The sequence below is a fragment of the Streptomyces aureoversilis genome (assembly GCF_042657885.1).
In the GTDB taxonomy this organism is placed as follows: domain Bacteria; phylum Actinomycetota; class Actinomycetes; order Streptomycetales; family Streptomycetaceae; genus Streptomyces; species Streptomyces aureoversilis.
In genome coordinates this window covers 1-15,136 of the sequence record NZ_JBHSKJ010000034.1, presented here as the reverse complement: position 1 = coordinate 15,136, position 15,136 = coordinate 1, and the positions used below count along the sequence as shown (strand labels likewise).

General features: G+C 71.3%; 16 protein-coding genes and 1 pseudogene. 10 read left to right on the top strand and 7 right to left on the bottom strand.

What is annotated here, in order from left to right; translation table 11 throughout:
- Positions 1-16: 16 nt before the first annotated feature.
- Both ACFPP6_RS35025 and ACFPP6_RS35020 read left to right on the top strand, forming a co-directional pair.
- Positions 17-655: an MFS transporter gene (locus ACFPP6_RS35025; RefSeq protein ID WP_382050843.1), complete on the top strand. Its 639-nt coding sequence runs from the start codon at positions 17-19 to the stop codon at positions 653-655.
- On the top strand, positions 598-909 hold the full coding sequence (locus ACFPP6_RS35020; RefSeq protein WP_382050841.1) for a hypothetical protein: 312 nt from the start codon (positions 598-600) through the stop codon (positions 907-909). The genes ACFPP6_RS35025 and ACFPP6_RS35020 overlap by 58 nt, the downstream gene beginning before the upstream one ends.
- Positions 910-983: 74 nt before the next feature.
- Here ACFPP6_RS35020 and ACFPP6_RS35015 read toward each other — a convergent pair whose 3' ends face one another.
- Positions 984-1,844 carry a maleylpyruvate isomerase N-terminal domain-containing protein gene (locus ACFPP6_RS35015; protein ID WP_382050839.1) on the bottom strand — a complete coding sequence of 287 codons (861 nt, stop codon included), beginning with the start codon at positions 1,842-1,844 and terminating at the stop codon, positions 984-986.
- 173 nt (positions 1,845-2,017) lie between these two features.
- On the opposite strand from ACFPP6_RS35015, the gene ACFPP6_RS35010 reads away from it, so the two are divergent.
- On the top strand, positions 2,018-2,791 hold the full coding sequence (locus ACFPP6_RS35010) for a class I SAM-dependent methyltransferase (RefSeq protein WP_382050837.1): 774 nt from the start codon (positions 2,018-2,020) through the stop codon (positions 2,789-2,791).
- A 90-nt stretch (positions 2,792-2,881) separates the two neighbouring features.
- Here the strand turns inward: ACFPP6_RS35010 and ACFPP6_RS35005 are convergent, their stop codons facing one another.
- Together ACFPP6_RS35005 and ACFPP6_RS35000 are read right to left on the bottom strand one after the other, a co-directional pair.
- Positions 2,882-3,493 carry a class I SAM-dependent methyltransferase gene (locus tag ACFPP6_RS35005; RefSeq protein ID WP_382050835.1) on the bottom strand — a complete coding sequence of 204 codons (612 nt, stop codon included), beginning with the start codon at positions 3,491-3,493 and terminating at the stop codon, positions 2,882-2,884.
- Positions 3,494-3,513: 20 nt separating this feature from the next.
- Complete coding sequence (locus tag ACFPP6_RS35000) at positions 3,514-5,130, bottom strand: FAD-binding oxidoreductase (RefSeq protein WP_382050833.1); 1,617 nt, start codon at positions 5,128-5,130, stop codon at positions 3,514-3,516.
- Between the two features lie 284 nt (positions 5,131-5,414).
- Here ACFPP6_RS35000 and ACFPP6_RS34995 point away from each other — a divergent pair, with 284 nt between their 5' ends.
- Both ACFPP6_RS34995 and ACFPP6_RS34990 read left to right on the top strand, forming a co-directional pair.
- Positions 5,415-5,978: a GNAT family N-acetyltransferase gene (locus tag ACFPP6_RS34995; protein WP_382050831.1), complete on the top strand. Its 564-nt coding sequence runs from the start codon at positions 5,415-5,417 to the stop codon at positions 5,976-5,978.
- A gap of 215 nt (positions 5,979-6,193) precedes the next feature.
- Complete coding sequence (locus ACFPP6_RS34990) at positions 6,194-6,691, top strand: DNA-binding protein (protein ID WP_382050829.1); 498 nt, start codon at positions 6,194-6,196, stop codon at positions 6,689-6,691.
- Positions 6,692-6,727: 36 nt separating this feature from the next.
- Here the strand turns inward: ACFPP6_RS34990 and ACFPP6_RS34985 are convergent, their stop codons facing one another.
- On the bottom strand, positions 6,728-8,098 hold the full coding sequence (locus ACFPP6_RS34985) for an AMP-binding protein (protein WP_382050827.1): 1,371 nt from the start codon (positions 8,096-8,098) through the stop codon (positions 6,728-6,730).
- Between the two features lie 387 nt (positions 8,099-8,485).
- On the opposite strand from ACFPP6_RS34985, the gene ACFPP6_RS34980 reads away from it, so the two are divergent.
- Together ACFPP6_RS34980 and ACFPP6_RS34975 are read left to right on the top strand one after the other, a co-directional pair.
- Positions 8,486-9,118 carry a GNAT family N-acetyltransferase gene (locus ACFPP6_RS34980; protein WP_382050825.1) on the top strand — a complete coding sequence of 211 codons (633 nt, stop codon included), beginning with the start codon at positions 8,486-8,488 and terminating at the stop codon, positions 9,116-9,118.
- Positions 9,119-9,357: 239 nt separating this feature from the next.
- Entirely contained in the window at positions 9,358-9,873 is a 516-nt protein-coding gene (locus tag ACFPP6_RS34975; protein ID WP_382050823.1) for a GNAT family N-acetyltransferase, read from the top strand.
- Between the two features lie 105 nt (positions 9,874-9,978).
- Here the strand turns inward: ACFPP6_RS34975 and ACFPP6_RS34970 are convergent, their stop codons facing one another.
- Positions 9,979-10,743: an HNH endonuclease family protein gene (locus ACFPP6_RS34970; RefSeq protein ID WP_382050821.1), complete on the bottom strand. Its 765-nt coding sequence runs from the start codon at positions 10,741-10,743 to the stop codon at positions 9,979-9,981.
- A gap of 416 nt (positions 10,744-11,159) precedes the next feature.
- Here ACFPP6_RS34970 and ACFPP6_RS34965 point away from each other — a divergent pair, with 416 nt between their 5' ends.
- From ACFPP6_RS34965 to ACFPP6_RS34955, 3 genes are all read left to right on the top strand, one after another.
- Positions 11,160-11,633: an LppU/SCO3897 family protein gene (locus ACFPP6_RS34965; protein ID WP_382050819.1), complete on the top strand. Its 474-nt coding sequence runs from the start codon at positions 11,160-11,162 to the stop codon at positions 11,631-11,633.
- 69 nt (positions 11,634-11,702) lie between these two features.
- The gene (locus ACFPP6_RS34960) at positions 11,703-12,212 is read left to right on the top strand and encodes a GNAT family N-acetyltransferase (protein WP_382050817.1); all 510 of its coding nucleotides are present in this window, start codon (positions 11,703-11,705) and stop codon (positions 12,210-12,212) included.
- A gap of 222 nt (positions 12,213-12,434) precedes the next feature.
- A complete protein-coding gene (locus ACFPP6_RS34955; protein ID WP_382050815.1) occupies positions 12,435-14,225 on the top strand; it encodes a protein-arginine deiminase family protein in 1,791 nt (596 codons plus the stop codon).
- Positions 14,226-14,306: 81 nt separating this feature from the next.
- Here ACFPP6_RS34955 and ACFPP6_RS34950 read toward each other — a convergent pair whose 3' ends face one another.
- Together ACFPP6_RS34950 and ACFPP6_RS34945 are read right to left on the bottom strand one after the other, a co-directional pair.
- The gene (locus ACFPP6_RS34950) at positions 14,307-14,855 is read right to left on the bottom strand and encodes a DUF4232 domain-containing protein (protein ID WP_382050813.1); all 549 of its coding nucleotides are present in this window, start codon (positions 14,853-14,855) and stop codon (positions 14,307-14,309) included.
- 189 nt (positions 14,856-15,044) lie between these two features.
- Positions 15,045-15,136, bottom strand: a pseudogene (locus tag ACFPP6_RS34945) (transglycosylase SLT domain-containing protein); the annotation flags it as partial.

The window sequence follows — 15,136 nt, the reverse complement described above, 5'->3', positions numbered from 1 at the left end:
GGCGACGGACAGGTACTTGCCCGCACTGCCGCAGATGACGGGCGATCTGCACACCGACGCATCGGGCGTCCAGCTCACCCTGACCGCCTTCCTGATCGGCGTGGGGCTCGGCCAGCTGGTCCTCGGCCCGCTCTCCGGCCGCTGCGGGCGGCGGGTGCCGCTGCTGGCGGGCGGTGTCGCGTGCGTGGTGACCACGGCGTTCTGCGCGCTCGCGCCGTCGCTGGAATGGCTGGTCGCCCTGCGCTTCGTCCAGGGCTTCAGCGGTGCCGCCGGCGTCGTGATCGGCCGGGCCGTGATAGCCGACGTGCCCCGGGGCGAGACCGCGGCACGCCTCTTCGGCGTCGTGATGGCCCTCACCGGCCTCGCCCCGGTCGTCGCGCCCGTCGCCGGTGGCGTCGTGATCGAGAACGGCGGGTGGCGGACGGTGTTCTGGGTCCTGGCCACCGCGACGGTCCTCGCGGTCGCGGTCGCGGCCGTCGCCGTGCCCGAGAGCCTGCCAGGGACCGGCGCCGTACGGGAGGCGCGGTCGCGACGGCGCGGGGCAAGCTGGTCGGCCGCTTCAGCCCGGCGGCGCTCCTGCGCACCGGCCTGTACGTCATGGTCACCGGCTCCGCCGCGCTCACCGCGCTCGCCCTGGCCGGTGCCCTCACCCTGACGTTCACACTGGGGCTGGTGTACGTGGCGCTCGCCGGCATCTGCCTGGTGACCGTCAACGCGACCGGTACCGGCTCCGCCGTGCTCGGGGCCGGGCAGGGGCTGCTGGGAGCGGTGGCCGCTCCGCTGGTCGGGCTCGGCGGCGAGCACACGGCGTTCCCCATGTTCCTGGGCATGACCGTCTCGGCCTCCCTCGCTTTCGCCGCCCTGGCCCTCACCCGGAGGACAAGTCCCGTCCTGCCGGACGGTCGTTGACGGCCGTCTCTTCGGTGCCGGCGGGAGCAACCGGGATCAGGAGCCGCAACCGGGATCAGGGACTGCAACCGGGATCACGGGCTGGTGATCAGTTTGCTGAGGCGCGGCGCCAGCCACGGTTTGCGTCCGCCGGCTCGTATCCGGCCGCGGGCGATCGCCGTCCACAGCGGCGTGCGCCGGAAGCTGATCAGCAGGAACGCGGCCGGGTCCGCCGTGATCCGGCAGTCGTAGGCCCGGGGCGCCGCGTCGCGGGTCACCGTCACCGTCCCGCCGTCGACGACGACCGCCAGGCGCGGACCGCCCGTGATGACGACGTCGAACGCGATGCGGACCCCTTGCGCCTTCGCCTCGTCCAGGGCGAGCGGCATCACCGCCGGCATGGCCTGGCCGATCACCAGGCGCGCCTCGTCCGCTCCGATCGTCCAGGGAATGCGGGCGCCGCGCGCGATGTCGAGACCGTGGAGGAGGCTCTCGCTGAGCATCAGCCCGGTCGCGGTCGCCAGTGTCAGGACGACCTGCTGTCCGTACCAGGGGGCTTCGACGGGTGTGCCGGGGGCGAGGTCCCGGGTGACCCGCAGGAACCTCTCCCCCCGCTCGGTGACGAGATCGCCGAGGCGCCTGCGCTCGTCCGCGTCCAGGAGCCCGATCGACTTGGCGTTCACGGCCGTGATCCGCTCGGTGAACGGGCCGTCGCCCGGTGGCAGGACGCTGTCCCAGTCCGCGAACTCATGGGTGAAGGCGGAGCAGTACGCCAGGTACGCGGCGCAGAGGTGGGCGCCCGCGTCGCCCACCGTCCATGGGGGCACGCCGGAGGGTACGTCCAAGTCGGGGACGCCGCCGCGCAGCAGTTGGGCCAGCCGCGGGATGACCGCGCGCAGGGCGGCACGGGTCCTCTCGTGCTCGGTGACGGGATCGACGCCGGCGACGGCACCCACGGCACACCTCCTGACGGCGGACAGGCGCCCGCAGGCTACTCCCGGCGTACCGCTCGCGATAGCCCCGGAATCGGCAAGGCCGCCCGCCGCCCGGTCCGGGATCAGCCAAGTGAAGAGGGCGTTCCTGTTCCATCCGTTCCGCTCGTTCACGAGCGGATGACTAGCCTGAGGAGATGACTGCCGTCTCACGCGTCGCACGCTCAGAGTCGTTCAACTCGGCCGCCGCCCAGTACGCAGCCAGCCGGCCCTCCTACCCGCCCGCCCTCCTCGACGCGGTCGAGGAGCTCACGGGGCGCCCCCTCTCCGGCTCCCGTGTCGCCGATGTCGGCGCGGGCACCGGAATCGCCACCGTCCTGCTCCGCGAGCGCGGCGCCGACGTCGTCGCCGTCGAGCCCGGCGACGGCATGGCCGCCCAGTTCCGCCGCACGCTGCCCGGTGTGCCGCTCGTCCGGGGCGACGGCAACGCCCTGCCCCTTGCCGACGCCTCCCGCGACCTCGTCACGTACACGCAGTCCTGGCACTGGACCGACACCGAACGCTCCGTTCCCGAGGCGCTACGGGTCCTGCGCCCGGACGGTGCGCTCGCCCTGTGGTGGAACACCAGCGCCCTGGACGTGCCCTGGACAGCCGCCCAGGGCGAGCGCATTGCGCGCTTCTGCGGAGTGGGATCGTCGCCCCCACCAAGTTTCGACGACAGCCGCATCGTACGGATCGCATGCCTCTCCGGCCTACGGGTCGCGCGTCGCCAAGTGCGCTGGAGCCGCACCGTCCCCCTTGAGACGCACCTGGCCAACATCGGCAGTCACTCGGCGTTCCTCGTCCTCGACCGGGCCAGGTCCCGGGCGTTCCTCGCCGACGAGCGCACCCGCCTCCGTGAGGCCTTCCCGGACGGAACCGTGGAGGAGACCCACCTCGTCGACCTCCTCGTGGCCACCACCCGGCTCTGAGCGCCAGCCGGACTCACGCCGCGGGACGCCGGGTTCGCCGGGGACCCCCGGGGGGGGGCAGGAGGCGGGGGTCACCGCGAGACGCCGCGGTCAGGAAACGGCGGTCCCGCGCCGGAACCCCAGGTAGCTCCAGCGCACGCCCTGCCGGCCGTGCGGGTCCTCCCGTTCGCTCACGTGCACGGCACCGAGGCCATGGCCGGCGGCGAGTGCGACCGTCTCCTGCACCGGCACGTCGAACATCCGCCGCCCGGCGGGGACGGGGCCGTGGCGCAGAGAGAGCACGACCCGCCCGTCGGCGGCGAGCAGACCGGCCACCTGCCCCATCGCCGCCGCCCGTTCCTGAAGGTCCAGATGCATCCACACGGCCGTCATCAGGATCAGGTCGTGACGCCGGTCGCGGGCGCGGAGCACACGCAGGTCTGGCAGGGCGTCGTCGACCCACTCGACGTCCTGCCCGGCGTGGATCCGCTGCCCTCTGGACCGCAGCTCCGCCGTGGGTTCGACGGCCACGACGCGGTGTCCCAGCCGTGCCAGCGCCGCGGCGTCGCGACCGCTGCCCGCGCCGATGTCCAGGACGCTGCTGGGGCGCTGCGGGAACAGGTGCAGCACGTCCCGGTGCACCTCGTCGAAGGACACGCTCTCGTACTGCTCGACGAGGGCCGCGGCGGCTTCGCCGTAACCGGCGGTGCTGGAAAGGGGCATCGGAACGACCATCCGGGACGTCACTCGGGCAGACGGATCGACAGGGCGTGGCGGAACTCGTTGCGGGGGTCCCAGCGGGCCTTGATGCGCTGGAGGCGGGGGTAGTGCTGTTTGTAGTAGAGACTCTGCCACGGCGTGCCGGAGGTGTTCCAGGCGGAATCGGCGAGGTCGGTGTCGGGGTAGTTGATGAAGGAGCCGTCGCTGACGGCGCCGGGGACCGGTACGCCGCCGCTGTCGGCGTAGACGGCGCGGTAGAACTCGCGTACCCACGACAGGCGCGGTCCGGCGTCGTCCTGCGGTTCCCAGCCGGTGAGGTAGACCGCCTTGAGGATGGAGTCGCGCTGTGCGACGGCGGTCGCCCCGGGCGCGACGGTGTTGACCTTCCCGCCGTAGGAGACGAGCCACAGGGAGCCGGTGAGCTCGGCGGCCTCCTTGCCCGCCACGTGGTCGTGGATGGTGTCCGTCTGCCGGTCCGTGAAACGTTTCCGCAGGTAGGCGGCCTTCGCCTTGAAGAATCCCGGCTGGCTCTCCTCCACGCTCGCAGCAGCCAGCAGCCACGGCCGTTCCAGGTGGCTCCGGGTGGGCCGCGCCCCGGCCCCGCGGCCGACGGCGGCCACGTAGTCGTCGATCAGCCGCCGGGCGCCTGCTCCGGTGGAGTCCAGGTGCCCGACCAGGTCGACGGTGCCCGACTTGCGGTTGTTGAGCATCAGGACGCTGAACAGCCCGGCGTAGGGAGAGCCGGGGGCGCTGTTGCGTTCGTGCCAGCTGCCGTGGTTGCGCACCAGCCGGGTGAAGGAGCTCCGGTCGAGGTCCTTCCAGGACCACGAGGCGCTGAAGGTGAGCGCGGACTCCGGGGCGCGGGGCAGAAGGCGTGAGGGGTCCGAGCCCTTCGCATCGGGGGACCGGAACCAGTAGCGGGTGACGATGCCGAAGTTGCCGCCCCCGCAGCCCGTGTGCGCCCACCACAGGTCGTGGTGGGGGTCGCCGGGGTCCCTGGAGGCCACCACGCTGCGCGCCCCGCCGTCCTTGTCCACCACCACGACCTCGACGGCCTCGAGGTGGTCCACGCCGAGACCGTGGCGGCGGGACAGGGCGCCGTATCCTCCGCCCAGGATGTGCCCGCCGACGCCGACCTCCGCCGTGGCACCGGCCGGAACGGTCACGCCCCAGCCGAGGAACAGGCGCCGGTACATCTCGCCGAGCGAGGCGCCGGGCTCGACGGCGAACGCGCGGCGCTGCGGGTCGTAGGAGACGGCGGTCATCGGAGAGACGTCGATGAGGGCCCGGACGGACCGGTCGTCGACGAAGCCCTCGAAACAGTGCCCGCCGCTGCGGACGGCGATGCGCTTGCCCTGGCGTACGGCTTGCTGCACGGCGTCGACGACCTGTTCGGTCGAGCTGACCACGCGCACGTAGTCGGGTGTGCCGATGAAGCGTGCGTTGCACCCGCGGTGCGTCAGCGACGGGTAGCGCAGGTTGCCGGGTTCGACCGTGACCGCGTCCGGCCGGGACGGGGCGCTGCTGCGCGCCGCCGCCACCGCGGGCGCCGCCGCGAGGCCCGGCGCGGATAACCCGGCGGCGGCTCCGCCGAACGCTGCTGTGCCTGCCAGTACGCCACGTCGCGTGATTTCTGCCATGGGCTGCTCTCCTGCGGATGCCTGATGTCCACTGCCGGATGTCCGGTGCGTGACGTCTGGTGCCTGGTGTCGGTGCCTGGTGTCGTATGCGGAGGTGATCTCTCCTTCCACAATCGGGGGCGGGTGCACGGCGGGGCATCGTCCGCGAAGACCAGCGCTGCCTCCTTCCAAGGAAGTACAGAAAGGCGGCCTTCCGGTCCCCCAGTAGGGTGCGCCCCCTTAAGGGACCCGTCCTGCCCGCTTATTCGATGGCTCGGCCACCGTGGCCGCATTAGTTTGGTGTGATGTCCCAACTGCGAACCGACCGGCTCGTGCTCCGCGCGTGGCAGGAGTCCGATCTCGATCCCTGGGCGGCCATGAATGCCGATCCCGAAGTGCGCCGGTACTTCCCGGAGGTGCTCACCCGAGAGGAGAGCGAGGCGTCCGTCGCCCGCTTCCGGGCCGACCTCGAGCGGCGCGGCTGGGGATGGTGGGCGGTGGAGGTCGTGGCCACCGGAGAGTTCATCGGGTTCGCCGGGCTGGACCCGGTGGAGGAGGACATGCCGTTCACCGGAGTGGAGGCCGGCTGGCGTCTGGCCCGCCCCGCGTGGGGCCACGGTTACGCCACCGAAGCCGCACTCGCCGTGGTGGAATTCGGCTTCGGCGACCTCGGCCTGAAGGAAATCCTCGCGGTGACGACGGCCACCAACCTCCGCTCGCGGGCGGTGATGCGCCGCATCGGCATGACGTACGACCCCGCCGACGACTTCGACGACCTGACGGTGCCCGACGGGCCGCTCCGCAAGAACGTGGTGTACCGCCTCCAGGCAGGCGCTGCTGCCGGCCATCGACCGCGAACCGAGTCGTAGCCGCTGCCGCAGTCGTAGCCGTAGCCGTAGCCGTAGCCGTAGCCGCAGTCTTAGCCGTAGCCGAGGCAAGCGGGGCCGGGTCTGCCGACGTCCGCGTGTTCTCCCTGCCGGGCTCGGTTCCATGCCGACTGCGTCCGGACGCCGCCTACGCATTTGAACATGTTGTTTACAACGCCTGGTTGACAACGTCTCACATCCATCCGCATCCTGATCACATGCCGTCGATTCCCGATCAGCCCACCGGTCCGACGACCGGCCAGCCCACCGATCCCTTCACGCCGCCGCACCCGGACCAGGCGCGAGCACAGCGCGTCTACGCGTCCCTGTTCCGTATCGCCGAGCGGCACGCGGCCACGGACGAACAGCGCCGCCGGCAGACCCACCCGTACGTTCTCGGCCCCCATGAGGCCGTCCGGCTCGTCTCGTTCCTGCTCAGCGGGGCGGCAGAGCCCGTCGACGGCGAGCCGGAGGTGGACCGCACCGACATCACCGCCGCCCTGACTCTCGTTCCGTCCGTCCGGGGTGAGATGGACGAGCTGGAAGCCGGCCTCCTGCAGATGGCACGGGGGCGCGGCATGACCTGGCAGGAGATCGCGTTCGGCCTGGGGCTCAGCACCCCGCAAGCCGCCCGTCAGCGGTACGAGCGACTGGCCGGCCGCACCGCCACGTACGACACGGAGCCGGGCCCGGGCCCGAAGGCCCCCAAGGAATAGAAAAGAAGTAGAAGGAGCCGGGGGCGCAGGAGCCGCTCAGCCGTCCTGTGCGGCCGGATACGGGTAGCCGACGAGCCGCAAACCGTCGCAGCCGTCGTGGCCGTCGCAGCCGTCCGGGGTGACCAGGTCGCCCGTGTCGAACCAGCCGCCGGTTCCGGCGGAGTCCCAGCGGAGGCGGCCGCTGTCGGCCTCGAAGGTCGCCAGGCAGGCGGAGGCGCTCCGGACGAACAAGCGGGACACTCCGTCCGGCGCGCCCGGCTCCGCGTCCAAGCGCAACTCGACCCCGGCGCGGGCGCGGCCGATGCTGCGGGCGGGCCGGTCGTCCGGATCCTCGGGGGCCGCGCAGGTCACGCCCGCGGTCCCGGTCGTCATCCCCCAGGAGTTGACGAGGCTCCTGCACAGGACGTCACGGATGAGGGAGGCCGGCTCGCGTGAGAGCGGCATGGAGGTGTTGACCACCGTGCGCAGTCCGTTCAAGGGGCGCGGACGCTGCTGTTGCTCGGCGACGAGCTGGGCGAGTTGCCAGGCGGAGGCGAAGATCCGCTCGGTGCGGTTGCGCGACAGCATGTCCAGGAAGCCGGAGGCGTCCCAGGCGTCGGCGTAGTGTGCCGGGGCCCGGTTGACGAGCGGGTGGAGCGTGTTGCGCGCGTGCGCGAGGACGTGGGACGGGCCGGAGGCCACTGCCTGCGACGCCGCTCGCCCGTCGCCGTCCCCGTAGTGGGCGGCAACGGCCACGGCGGCGTGGAGGGTGTTGGGGGTGTGCATCACGCCGGTGGTCGTTCCGGCGGTACCGGAGGTGAAGGCGACCAGGGAGACCGCGTCCGGGTGCAGCGGCGTGGGATCCGGAAGCGGGTCGGTGCATCGCAGCAGGCTCGTGGTGAAGTCCAGCGCACCGGCGGTGACAGCCCCGCCGAGGACGACGCGGTGCCGCAGAGCGGGAAGGCGGCCGGCCATGGAGGCCGCCGCTTCCACGTTGCGCGCCCCCTCCGCCGCGTCGGTGAGGACGAGGACGCACGCACCGGTGACGGCCAGTGTCCGTTCCAGCTCGCGAGGGCCGGCCTCCGGCATGAGGAGCACGGTGACCGCGCCGAGACGGTCACAGGCGAGGGTCAGTGCCGCCGTCTCCCACCAGCAGGGCAGCTGGAGGGCGACTACGTCCCCTCTGCGCACGCCGAGGGCTCTCAGCCCCGCCGCGATGCGCCCGGTCCGGTCGGCGAGTTGCTGGAAGGTCAGGACGTCCTCGCGCCCGTGGCGGCCCCGCCGGTTGACCAGGGCGACGGCGTGCGGGATCTCGCGGGCAAGCCGCCGCAGGTCGTCCGTGAAGGCGGTGTCGCGCCAGAGCCCGGAGGCCCGGTAGGAGGCCGCGGCCCTTGCATCGGGGCGCACGGTCGTCAGCAGTTCCCGCACGGTCGGTCACCTCCTGCGGGACGGTCATCACGTCGAGCACGGCCGGCGGCCGACCCGGCCGGCGCCGCCACCCTGCCATGCCTTGACGGACACTGCCCGTGCCCGCGTCCGGGCATGTGTCCGTCACTCGTACGTGGCGGCCCCGGATTCCCTCACGCCGCATGGTCGGAATATCCGACATGCCATCCGTCCAGGTGAGCCGCGAACTGGTCGTTCCCAAGCGCGGCATGACCGCACTCCGTTTGACCCTCACCCCGCGTCGGGCCGCAGCATGGCGCTCGCGAGAGGAAGGGCAGGTCCATGACGTGCGAGAAAAAGAAAGTGCTGTGACTCATGGTGCCGCGTAATGTGCACTCCTGGTGAGTGACGGTTACTTCGGGAGGCGTCGTGGTTTCGGATCTTGTCAGGGTGTGGGCGTCCGGTTGGGCCCTGTCGCGGCGGACGCCGCGGCCCGTCGAGCAGCCCTGGGGGACCTACATCGAGGTGGGGCAGGCCGAACAGACGGGGCGTCACGTGCTCTACGAAGCCCACGGGCCGGCGGTGCGCGAGGCCGCGGCATCGGTCACCGTGCCGCACACCTGGCTCAAGGCGCCCGCGGAACCCGAGGACGTCAGGCCGTGGCTGCCCCGGGGCTGGGTGGTCGACGAAGAGGAGACCGGCCATCTGATGGCCGTGGACCTGTCGGCCACGGAACCCGTCGCACCCGAGGGCTACACCGGATCCCTGGAGACGAGCGGCGGCGTCACCTTCGTCCAGGTGCACGACGCCGCGGGCGAACTCGCTGCCAAGGGCCAGGTCGCCCTGCTCGGCCACGAGGCGGTCGTCGACCGCGTGGTGACCGAGGAGGCCCACCGCCGCCGCGGCCTCGGCGCCTTCGTGATGCGCTCGCTCGCCGACCACGCCGTGGCCGAGGGCGCGTCCCTCGGTGTCCTGGGGGCGACGGACGAGGGGCGCGCGCTGTACGAGACGCTGGGCTGGAAGGCGCACGCCCGGCTCGCGGCGTGCGTCTACAGGCCGTGAACCGGGAGCCGGCAGCCATCCACGGATGGTAGAGTGTTCGGCGTTCGTATCTGATAGCGAGAGATTTCGGGAGGTGAGGTTGATGACCGTACTCAAGGCCACTGCCGTGCGCAGCGCCCGAATCATCCTCACGTCCCGGGCGACGGTCTGACCGCATCCTGCTGTGCCCCTGCCGGGAGCGTGAGCTCGCGGGGCGCCATCCATACGAACATCACCATGGAACGGATCTCCGTACCGTCATGACTCATCGCATTGACTGGATCACGCGCGCCGAGACCGGCGCCGACATCCCTGCCGTCCGCGACATCGTCCTCGCCGCGTTCGACACCCCGCTGGAAGCCGACCTCGTCGACGCCCTGCGCACCGATTCCTCGTGGATCGAGGGCCTGTCGATCGTCGCCACGGACACCGACGGCAAGCCGGTCGGTCACGCGCTGCTCACCCGCTGCCACATCGGCGACGTCCCGGCCCTGTGCCTGGCCCCCGTCTCCGTGCTCCCCGAGTACCAGAGGACGGGCGCCGGCTCCGCAGCCGTCCGTGCTGCCCTGGAGGCCGCGAAGGGCATGGGCGAGCGCTTCGTCACCGTCCTCGGGCACCCGGCGTACTACCCGCGGTTCGGCTTCACCCGGGCCTCGGCCCACGGCATCGGGCTGACCATCGACGTCCCGGACGAGGCCATGATGGCCCTCGCCCTCGACGCCGGCCACCCGCTGCCGGCCGGTACCGTCCGCTACGCGGCGCCGTTCGGCATCTGATCCGAACCGGCCGCCTGACCGCCTGACCGCCCCATAGGGACTGCCGGGCGGGGTGTCACCATGCCCCGCCCGGCGGTAACCCACTGCCGGCAGCCGGCTGTCCGATCACGAGGTGCAGGTGCCCAGCATCGTCGTGAGCATCTTCTTCTCGTCCTCGGTGACGGTCAGACCGTAAGTGGACTTCACTGAGGTCCAAGCACGGCCGTAGGCGCACCAAGCGGTCTTCGCCGGGGGCTGCCACTGATCCGGGCTCTGGTCGCCCTTGCTGCGGTTCGTCGCCGCCGAGACGGTCAGCAGCTGCGGGTGTGTGAGGTCGTTGGCGAGGGCCTTGCGCCGGTCCGTGCTCCACTGGTCGGCGCCCGACCGCCAGGCGTTGGCCAGCGGCACGATGTGGTCGATGTCGACCTGGGAGGCCGCGGTGAAGGCCTTGCCGTCGTACAGGCTCTGCCAGGTGCCGGAGACCGCCCGGCACTCCGCATCGCGCTTCACGTCCTTGCCGTCGCGCCCGAGGATCGTCTCGCGGGTGTCGCACTTGTTGCCCTGCTGGGCCCAGTGCGGGAACTTGTCGCGGCTGTAGCCGGTCATCGGCCGGGGCTTGGCCACCGTCAGCCCGTTCAGCTGCTTCTTCGCGTCTCCTGACGACGGCAGGGCGGGAAGCCCGCCATCACCGCCGGCGCCGCCGGGCTTTCCGTCCCCGGGCCCTTGCCCGGAAGGCGGAGCCGAAGCCGAAGCCGCGGGGGGCGTACTGCGGCCGGGGGACTTCGCCCCGTCCGCGCCGTCCTTACTGTCCTTGCCGCAGCCTGCGAGCACCATCCCGGCCGCGCACACCAGCGCCACCCCTGCCCCGACCCGCACCTGATGCCTTTTCACTACTGTCATCCCCCGCCCATCGCCGGAAGGTTCCGCTGCCAAGCTGCCCGCCAGACAGATCCACAAACAGAACGAAAATGCCACTGAAGTCTCTATACGGCAAATCCGGCATGCGGCATGCGTACCTGCACCACCAGCACCGAAGGCAACAGGCCGGACCGGACCGCCGTTTCGGAGGCGGAAGATCCAAGGCGGGGGTCATGGCGGGTCATGCCGGGGCCACGGCGTGCTCCAACCGGAAATCCCCGAAGGAAAGCGTGCGGCAAGGACGTAACGTCACATCGGGACTCAAAGGATCACGCTTGATGTCACGGGCCAGGACTGCCGGTTGACGGTGAGGTTCCGGAAGGTAACCTTCACCGGTCAACAACACGTTGATCTTCGTTCTTTGCAGTCAACGACGGGGAAACTCCAGCATGTCCGCACCGCCGCCGCCCTATCAGAACCAGCCGCCGCACGGTTATCCGCAGGCGCCTCACGGATACCCACAGCCCCAGCCCCAGCGGGGACCCCAGCAACGGCAGGGGAGTCCGCTGCAGGCAGCGATCGCCGTCGTCATCGTCCTGGCGATATTCGGCGGCGGAGCCTGGTACGTATGGGATTACAACACCAACCCCAACGGCGGCAAGGCCAAGGAGGAGGCCTCACGGGCCGCGCAGGCCGAGGAGAACAAGAAGTACAACCCGAACATCGGCGACTGCGTCAAGATCCAGGACCCCAAGGGCAAGCCGGTCCCCGAAATCGTCGACTGCGGCTCCGGCCAGGCCGAGTACAAGATGGGCGAGAAGCTGTACGGGCCCGACAAGAAGTGCAGCTCGGCATTCGACTACGGCATCCAGTACTCCGTCAGCCGTGGCGCCGACTACACGCTGTGCTTCAACAAGGTCTGAATCAGCGGCCTTCCAGCACCGCACAAACATGAAGCACGAGGCATGGGGCCCCGCAACTCCCGGGGCTCCATGGCGCGGTCTCTCCTGCCCTTGTATGTTCCTGCAGTGAATGCCGACGACAAGACCGTGATACGGCAGGCAGAACCGGAGGATGCTGCGACAATCGCACGCATCCACATGGCTTCCCGGGCGGCCACCATGCCCTATCTGCCGCCGCAGCAGCGCACCCTTGACCAGGTGACCCGGTGGATCCGGGAGGTCGTTCTACGGGAATGCCGGACGTGGATCGCCGTCCGCGGCGGCGAGACGGCCGGTTACGCCGCCGTCGAAGGCGACATGCTCGAGCACCTCTACCTGCGCCCGGACCTCCGCCGCCGGGGCATCGGAACACTGCTTCTGAACGAGGTCAAACGGCATGCCACGGACGGGGTGTCGCTCCACGTGTTCCAGCAGAACACCGGGGCCCGCGCGTTCTACGAGCGCCACGGGTTCACCGTGACGGACACCAGCGACGGCAGCCGCAACATGGAGGCGCTGCCCGACATGACCCTGCGCTGGGCCCCGGACGGCTCCAGGTGATCCCGTCCGGCTCGGCATGTACCGGTCTCTGCATGTACCGGTCTCTGCACGCAGCCGGTCTCTGCACGTACCGGTTCGAGCGATCGCCGGGGCTCGACCCGCACGGGACGGAACTCCACCCCTGAGTGGAGAAGCTCCACCCTGGGCTGGGCACAAGGATGCAACCGGAGTTCCACCCCGTGGCCGATGTGAGGTCAGGCCCGGCGGCGGGACAGTAAAGGCATGAAAAGACCACTGACCAGGCGGGCGTCCGTGGCCGGCGTGCTGGCCTGCGCGGCCGTCGTCGCCTCGCTGATCTCCCCCGCCGGCGCCCAGGCGGCCTCCGCCGTGACCGCCCGGCCCGAGCTGCACACGCCCGAGGGCACGACCGTGCTGCCGAATCTCGACGATGACGCCCGGCGCTGCACCCTGCGCGCCGGCGACCTGGACCGGCTGGACGTGGCCGTCGACGAGCGGCTCGCCGCCTGCAACGACGCCGCGGACGAGGTGGTCGACGGCGCAGCCGATGCCGAAGACCTCACCCCGCTGAGGGTGGCGCCCATAGCCGTGAGCGGCCATGCCGGCGGCGGCCGGGTCTCGTTGCCCGCCGCGCAAAGCCCCTACGCCCGCATCTTCGTGGTGCGCGACGGGAAGTACGTGTCGCTGGGCACCGACGGCCGGTTGAGCGCCGAGGAGCTGCGGCGCGGGGTGCAGCTGGCTGTCGAGGGCCGTGACATCGTGCGGGACCGCAAGCGGTGGGACGGCCGGATCGACGTGACCCTGACCGTCACGCAGCGCGGCATCACCCGGACGGCCCGGGCGGGCCTGCACGTGGCTCCGGTGCTCCTGCAGCACGACCTGCAGCGCGCGCAGCACGTCTTCGCCGCTGCTCCTGGCCCCGGCGACGGGCAGCCCGTCGAGGTCCCCGCCGCGACGCGGCCTCCCGGCCAGTGGCGGGAATTCGCGGACTCCCTGCGCAAGGCCGCGAAGGAGTCCGGCCTGCCCGAGAGCGGCGTGCGGTTCCAGCCCGGCTCCGCGCAGTGGTGGAAGGACATCTGGCGCCAGGACATCGCCGAGCCCGGTTACGTCACCAGGACGACGCCCCACGGCCGGCAGACGCTGCGCATCCTGCTGCGCTCCCCCAACTACTGGACGTCCGCCGACGGCCGCACCGCGAGCCTCCGCCGCGCCGGACGGCTCCTCTACCGTGATCTGCGCGGTCCCGACGTGGGCGTGGTCCAGCAGTACACGCCCACGTCCCGCCGCGAGAAGAACGTCGACGAACTGCTGAACTTCACGGGCAACTTCGAGTCCCTGCCGCCGTACGCCGGGCATCCGCAGGGCCGGATTCTCTACGGGAGCAGCGCCGACCGCCGTCCCGACCCGTCGTTCGTCGGCATGCTGAACGCCCAGGGACAGCAGCCCGCGGTGGTGCTGGACACCTCCTGGCTGCTGGTCGGCCACGTCGACGAGACCGTCCACGTCGTACGGGCGGACAACGCGCGCGGCTGGACGCTCGCCGTCTCCGACCCCCGCAAGGCCGTGGCCCTGCTCAAGCAGGCCCAGCGGGCGGGCGAGGGCGGTCAGCGCCTCTTCGCCGACACGGTCGCGGAGGACAAGCCGACCGTCGACGAGTTCCTCCGTTACGAGCAGCACGCCGGTGACAACGAGGACGCTGCACGGCACGTCGACGGACAACTCGCGGTCCTGCTGCGGGAGACCGGGCTGAAGCCGCAGGAGATCGTCCGCCTCCCGGTCCTCTACTACAGGGTCGATCCGGGCGAGGGGCAGCCGCGTCGCCACCTGGCCCTCTCCCCCGCTCTCGCCAACGGGCTGTCCCTGACCGCCCGCGACTTCGCCGCACCCACCCCGCACGGCCCGCGGGTCGCCGGCCGCGACCTCTTCCGCACCGAAACCGAACGCGCCCTGGCCGGAGGCGGTGTGAGGGTGCACTGGGTGGAGAACTTCTCCTGGGCTCACCTCGGCGGGGGCGAAGTGCACTGCGCCACGAACGCCCTCCGCGAGATCACGTAATGACCCGTGGCCGGGTAGCCCATGGCGGCCCGCTGCCCGGTTCCGTCCGGGCAGCGGGGCCGGCCGCTCCGCCGGGAAGCGTCAGGACACGGTGATGCTGCGCGTGAATGCGGTGACGGAGAGGTCGCCGTTGGTCACCGTCTTCTCGAACGGGATCGTGAGGTGGCCGCGGGATGCCGGAGGCGTGATGCGCAGGTAGCCGGCCTCCACCATCCGCGGGGCGTCGGCATGGGCCCACGCCAGAGCGGCCTCCGCGGAACCGCCGGGCTGCAGGACGAGCGTGCTCTTGCCCGGGTCGGGGACGAAGTAGGTGCTCCCCCAGGAGGTGCTCGTGTCGACGGCCTTGTGCCGGGTGTCCTCGAGCTGCAGGCCGGGGTAGCCGCGCAGTGCGCAGGTCCGGCCGGAGGTGTTCGTGAGCACCAGCACGGTGCCTTCGTGGGACATGCCGTGCTGATGGCCTCCCTTGTCGGACAGCAAGGCCCGCAGGCCGGATACGTCGCAGGTCGGGGTCCGCCCGGCGGCCGGGGCGGCCGAGGCGGTCGCCGCACCGCCCAGGGCGGCGGCGGTCGCGGCCGTCGCCGCTATCGCCACGGCCGGGGCCGCTGTCCTGCGCAGGGTGCTCCGTAACATCGTGTCCCTCCAGCGTTCGAACGTCTTTGCTTTCCGGCTACCTCATCCTGGCCCGTCCATTCCTCCCCGGTCACGGTGACCCCGGGTATGCGGCGAGGGCGGTGGCATCCCCGTTGATACGGGGTGCCACCGCCCTCGGCGGAGTGCGGGGTGATGCTATGTGCGCCGTGAACCGATCAGTGCTGCTGATCAGTAGGCGGAGTTGACGTTGTCCATCGAGCCGTACTTGTCGGCGGCGTAGTTGCACGCAGCGGTGATGTTGGCGACCGGGTCGTAGATGT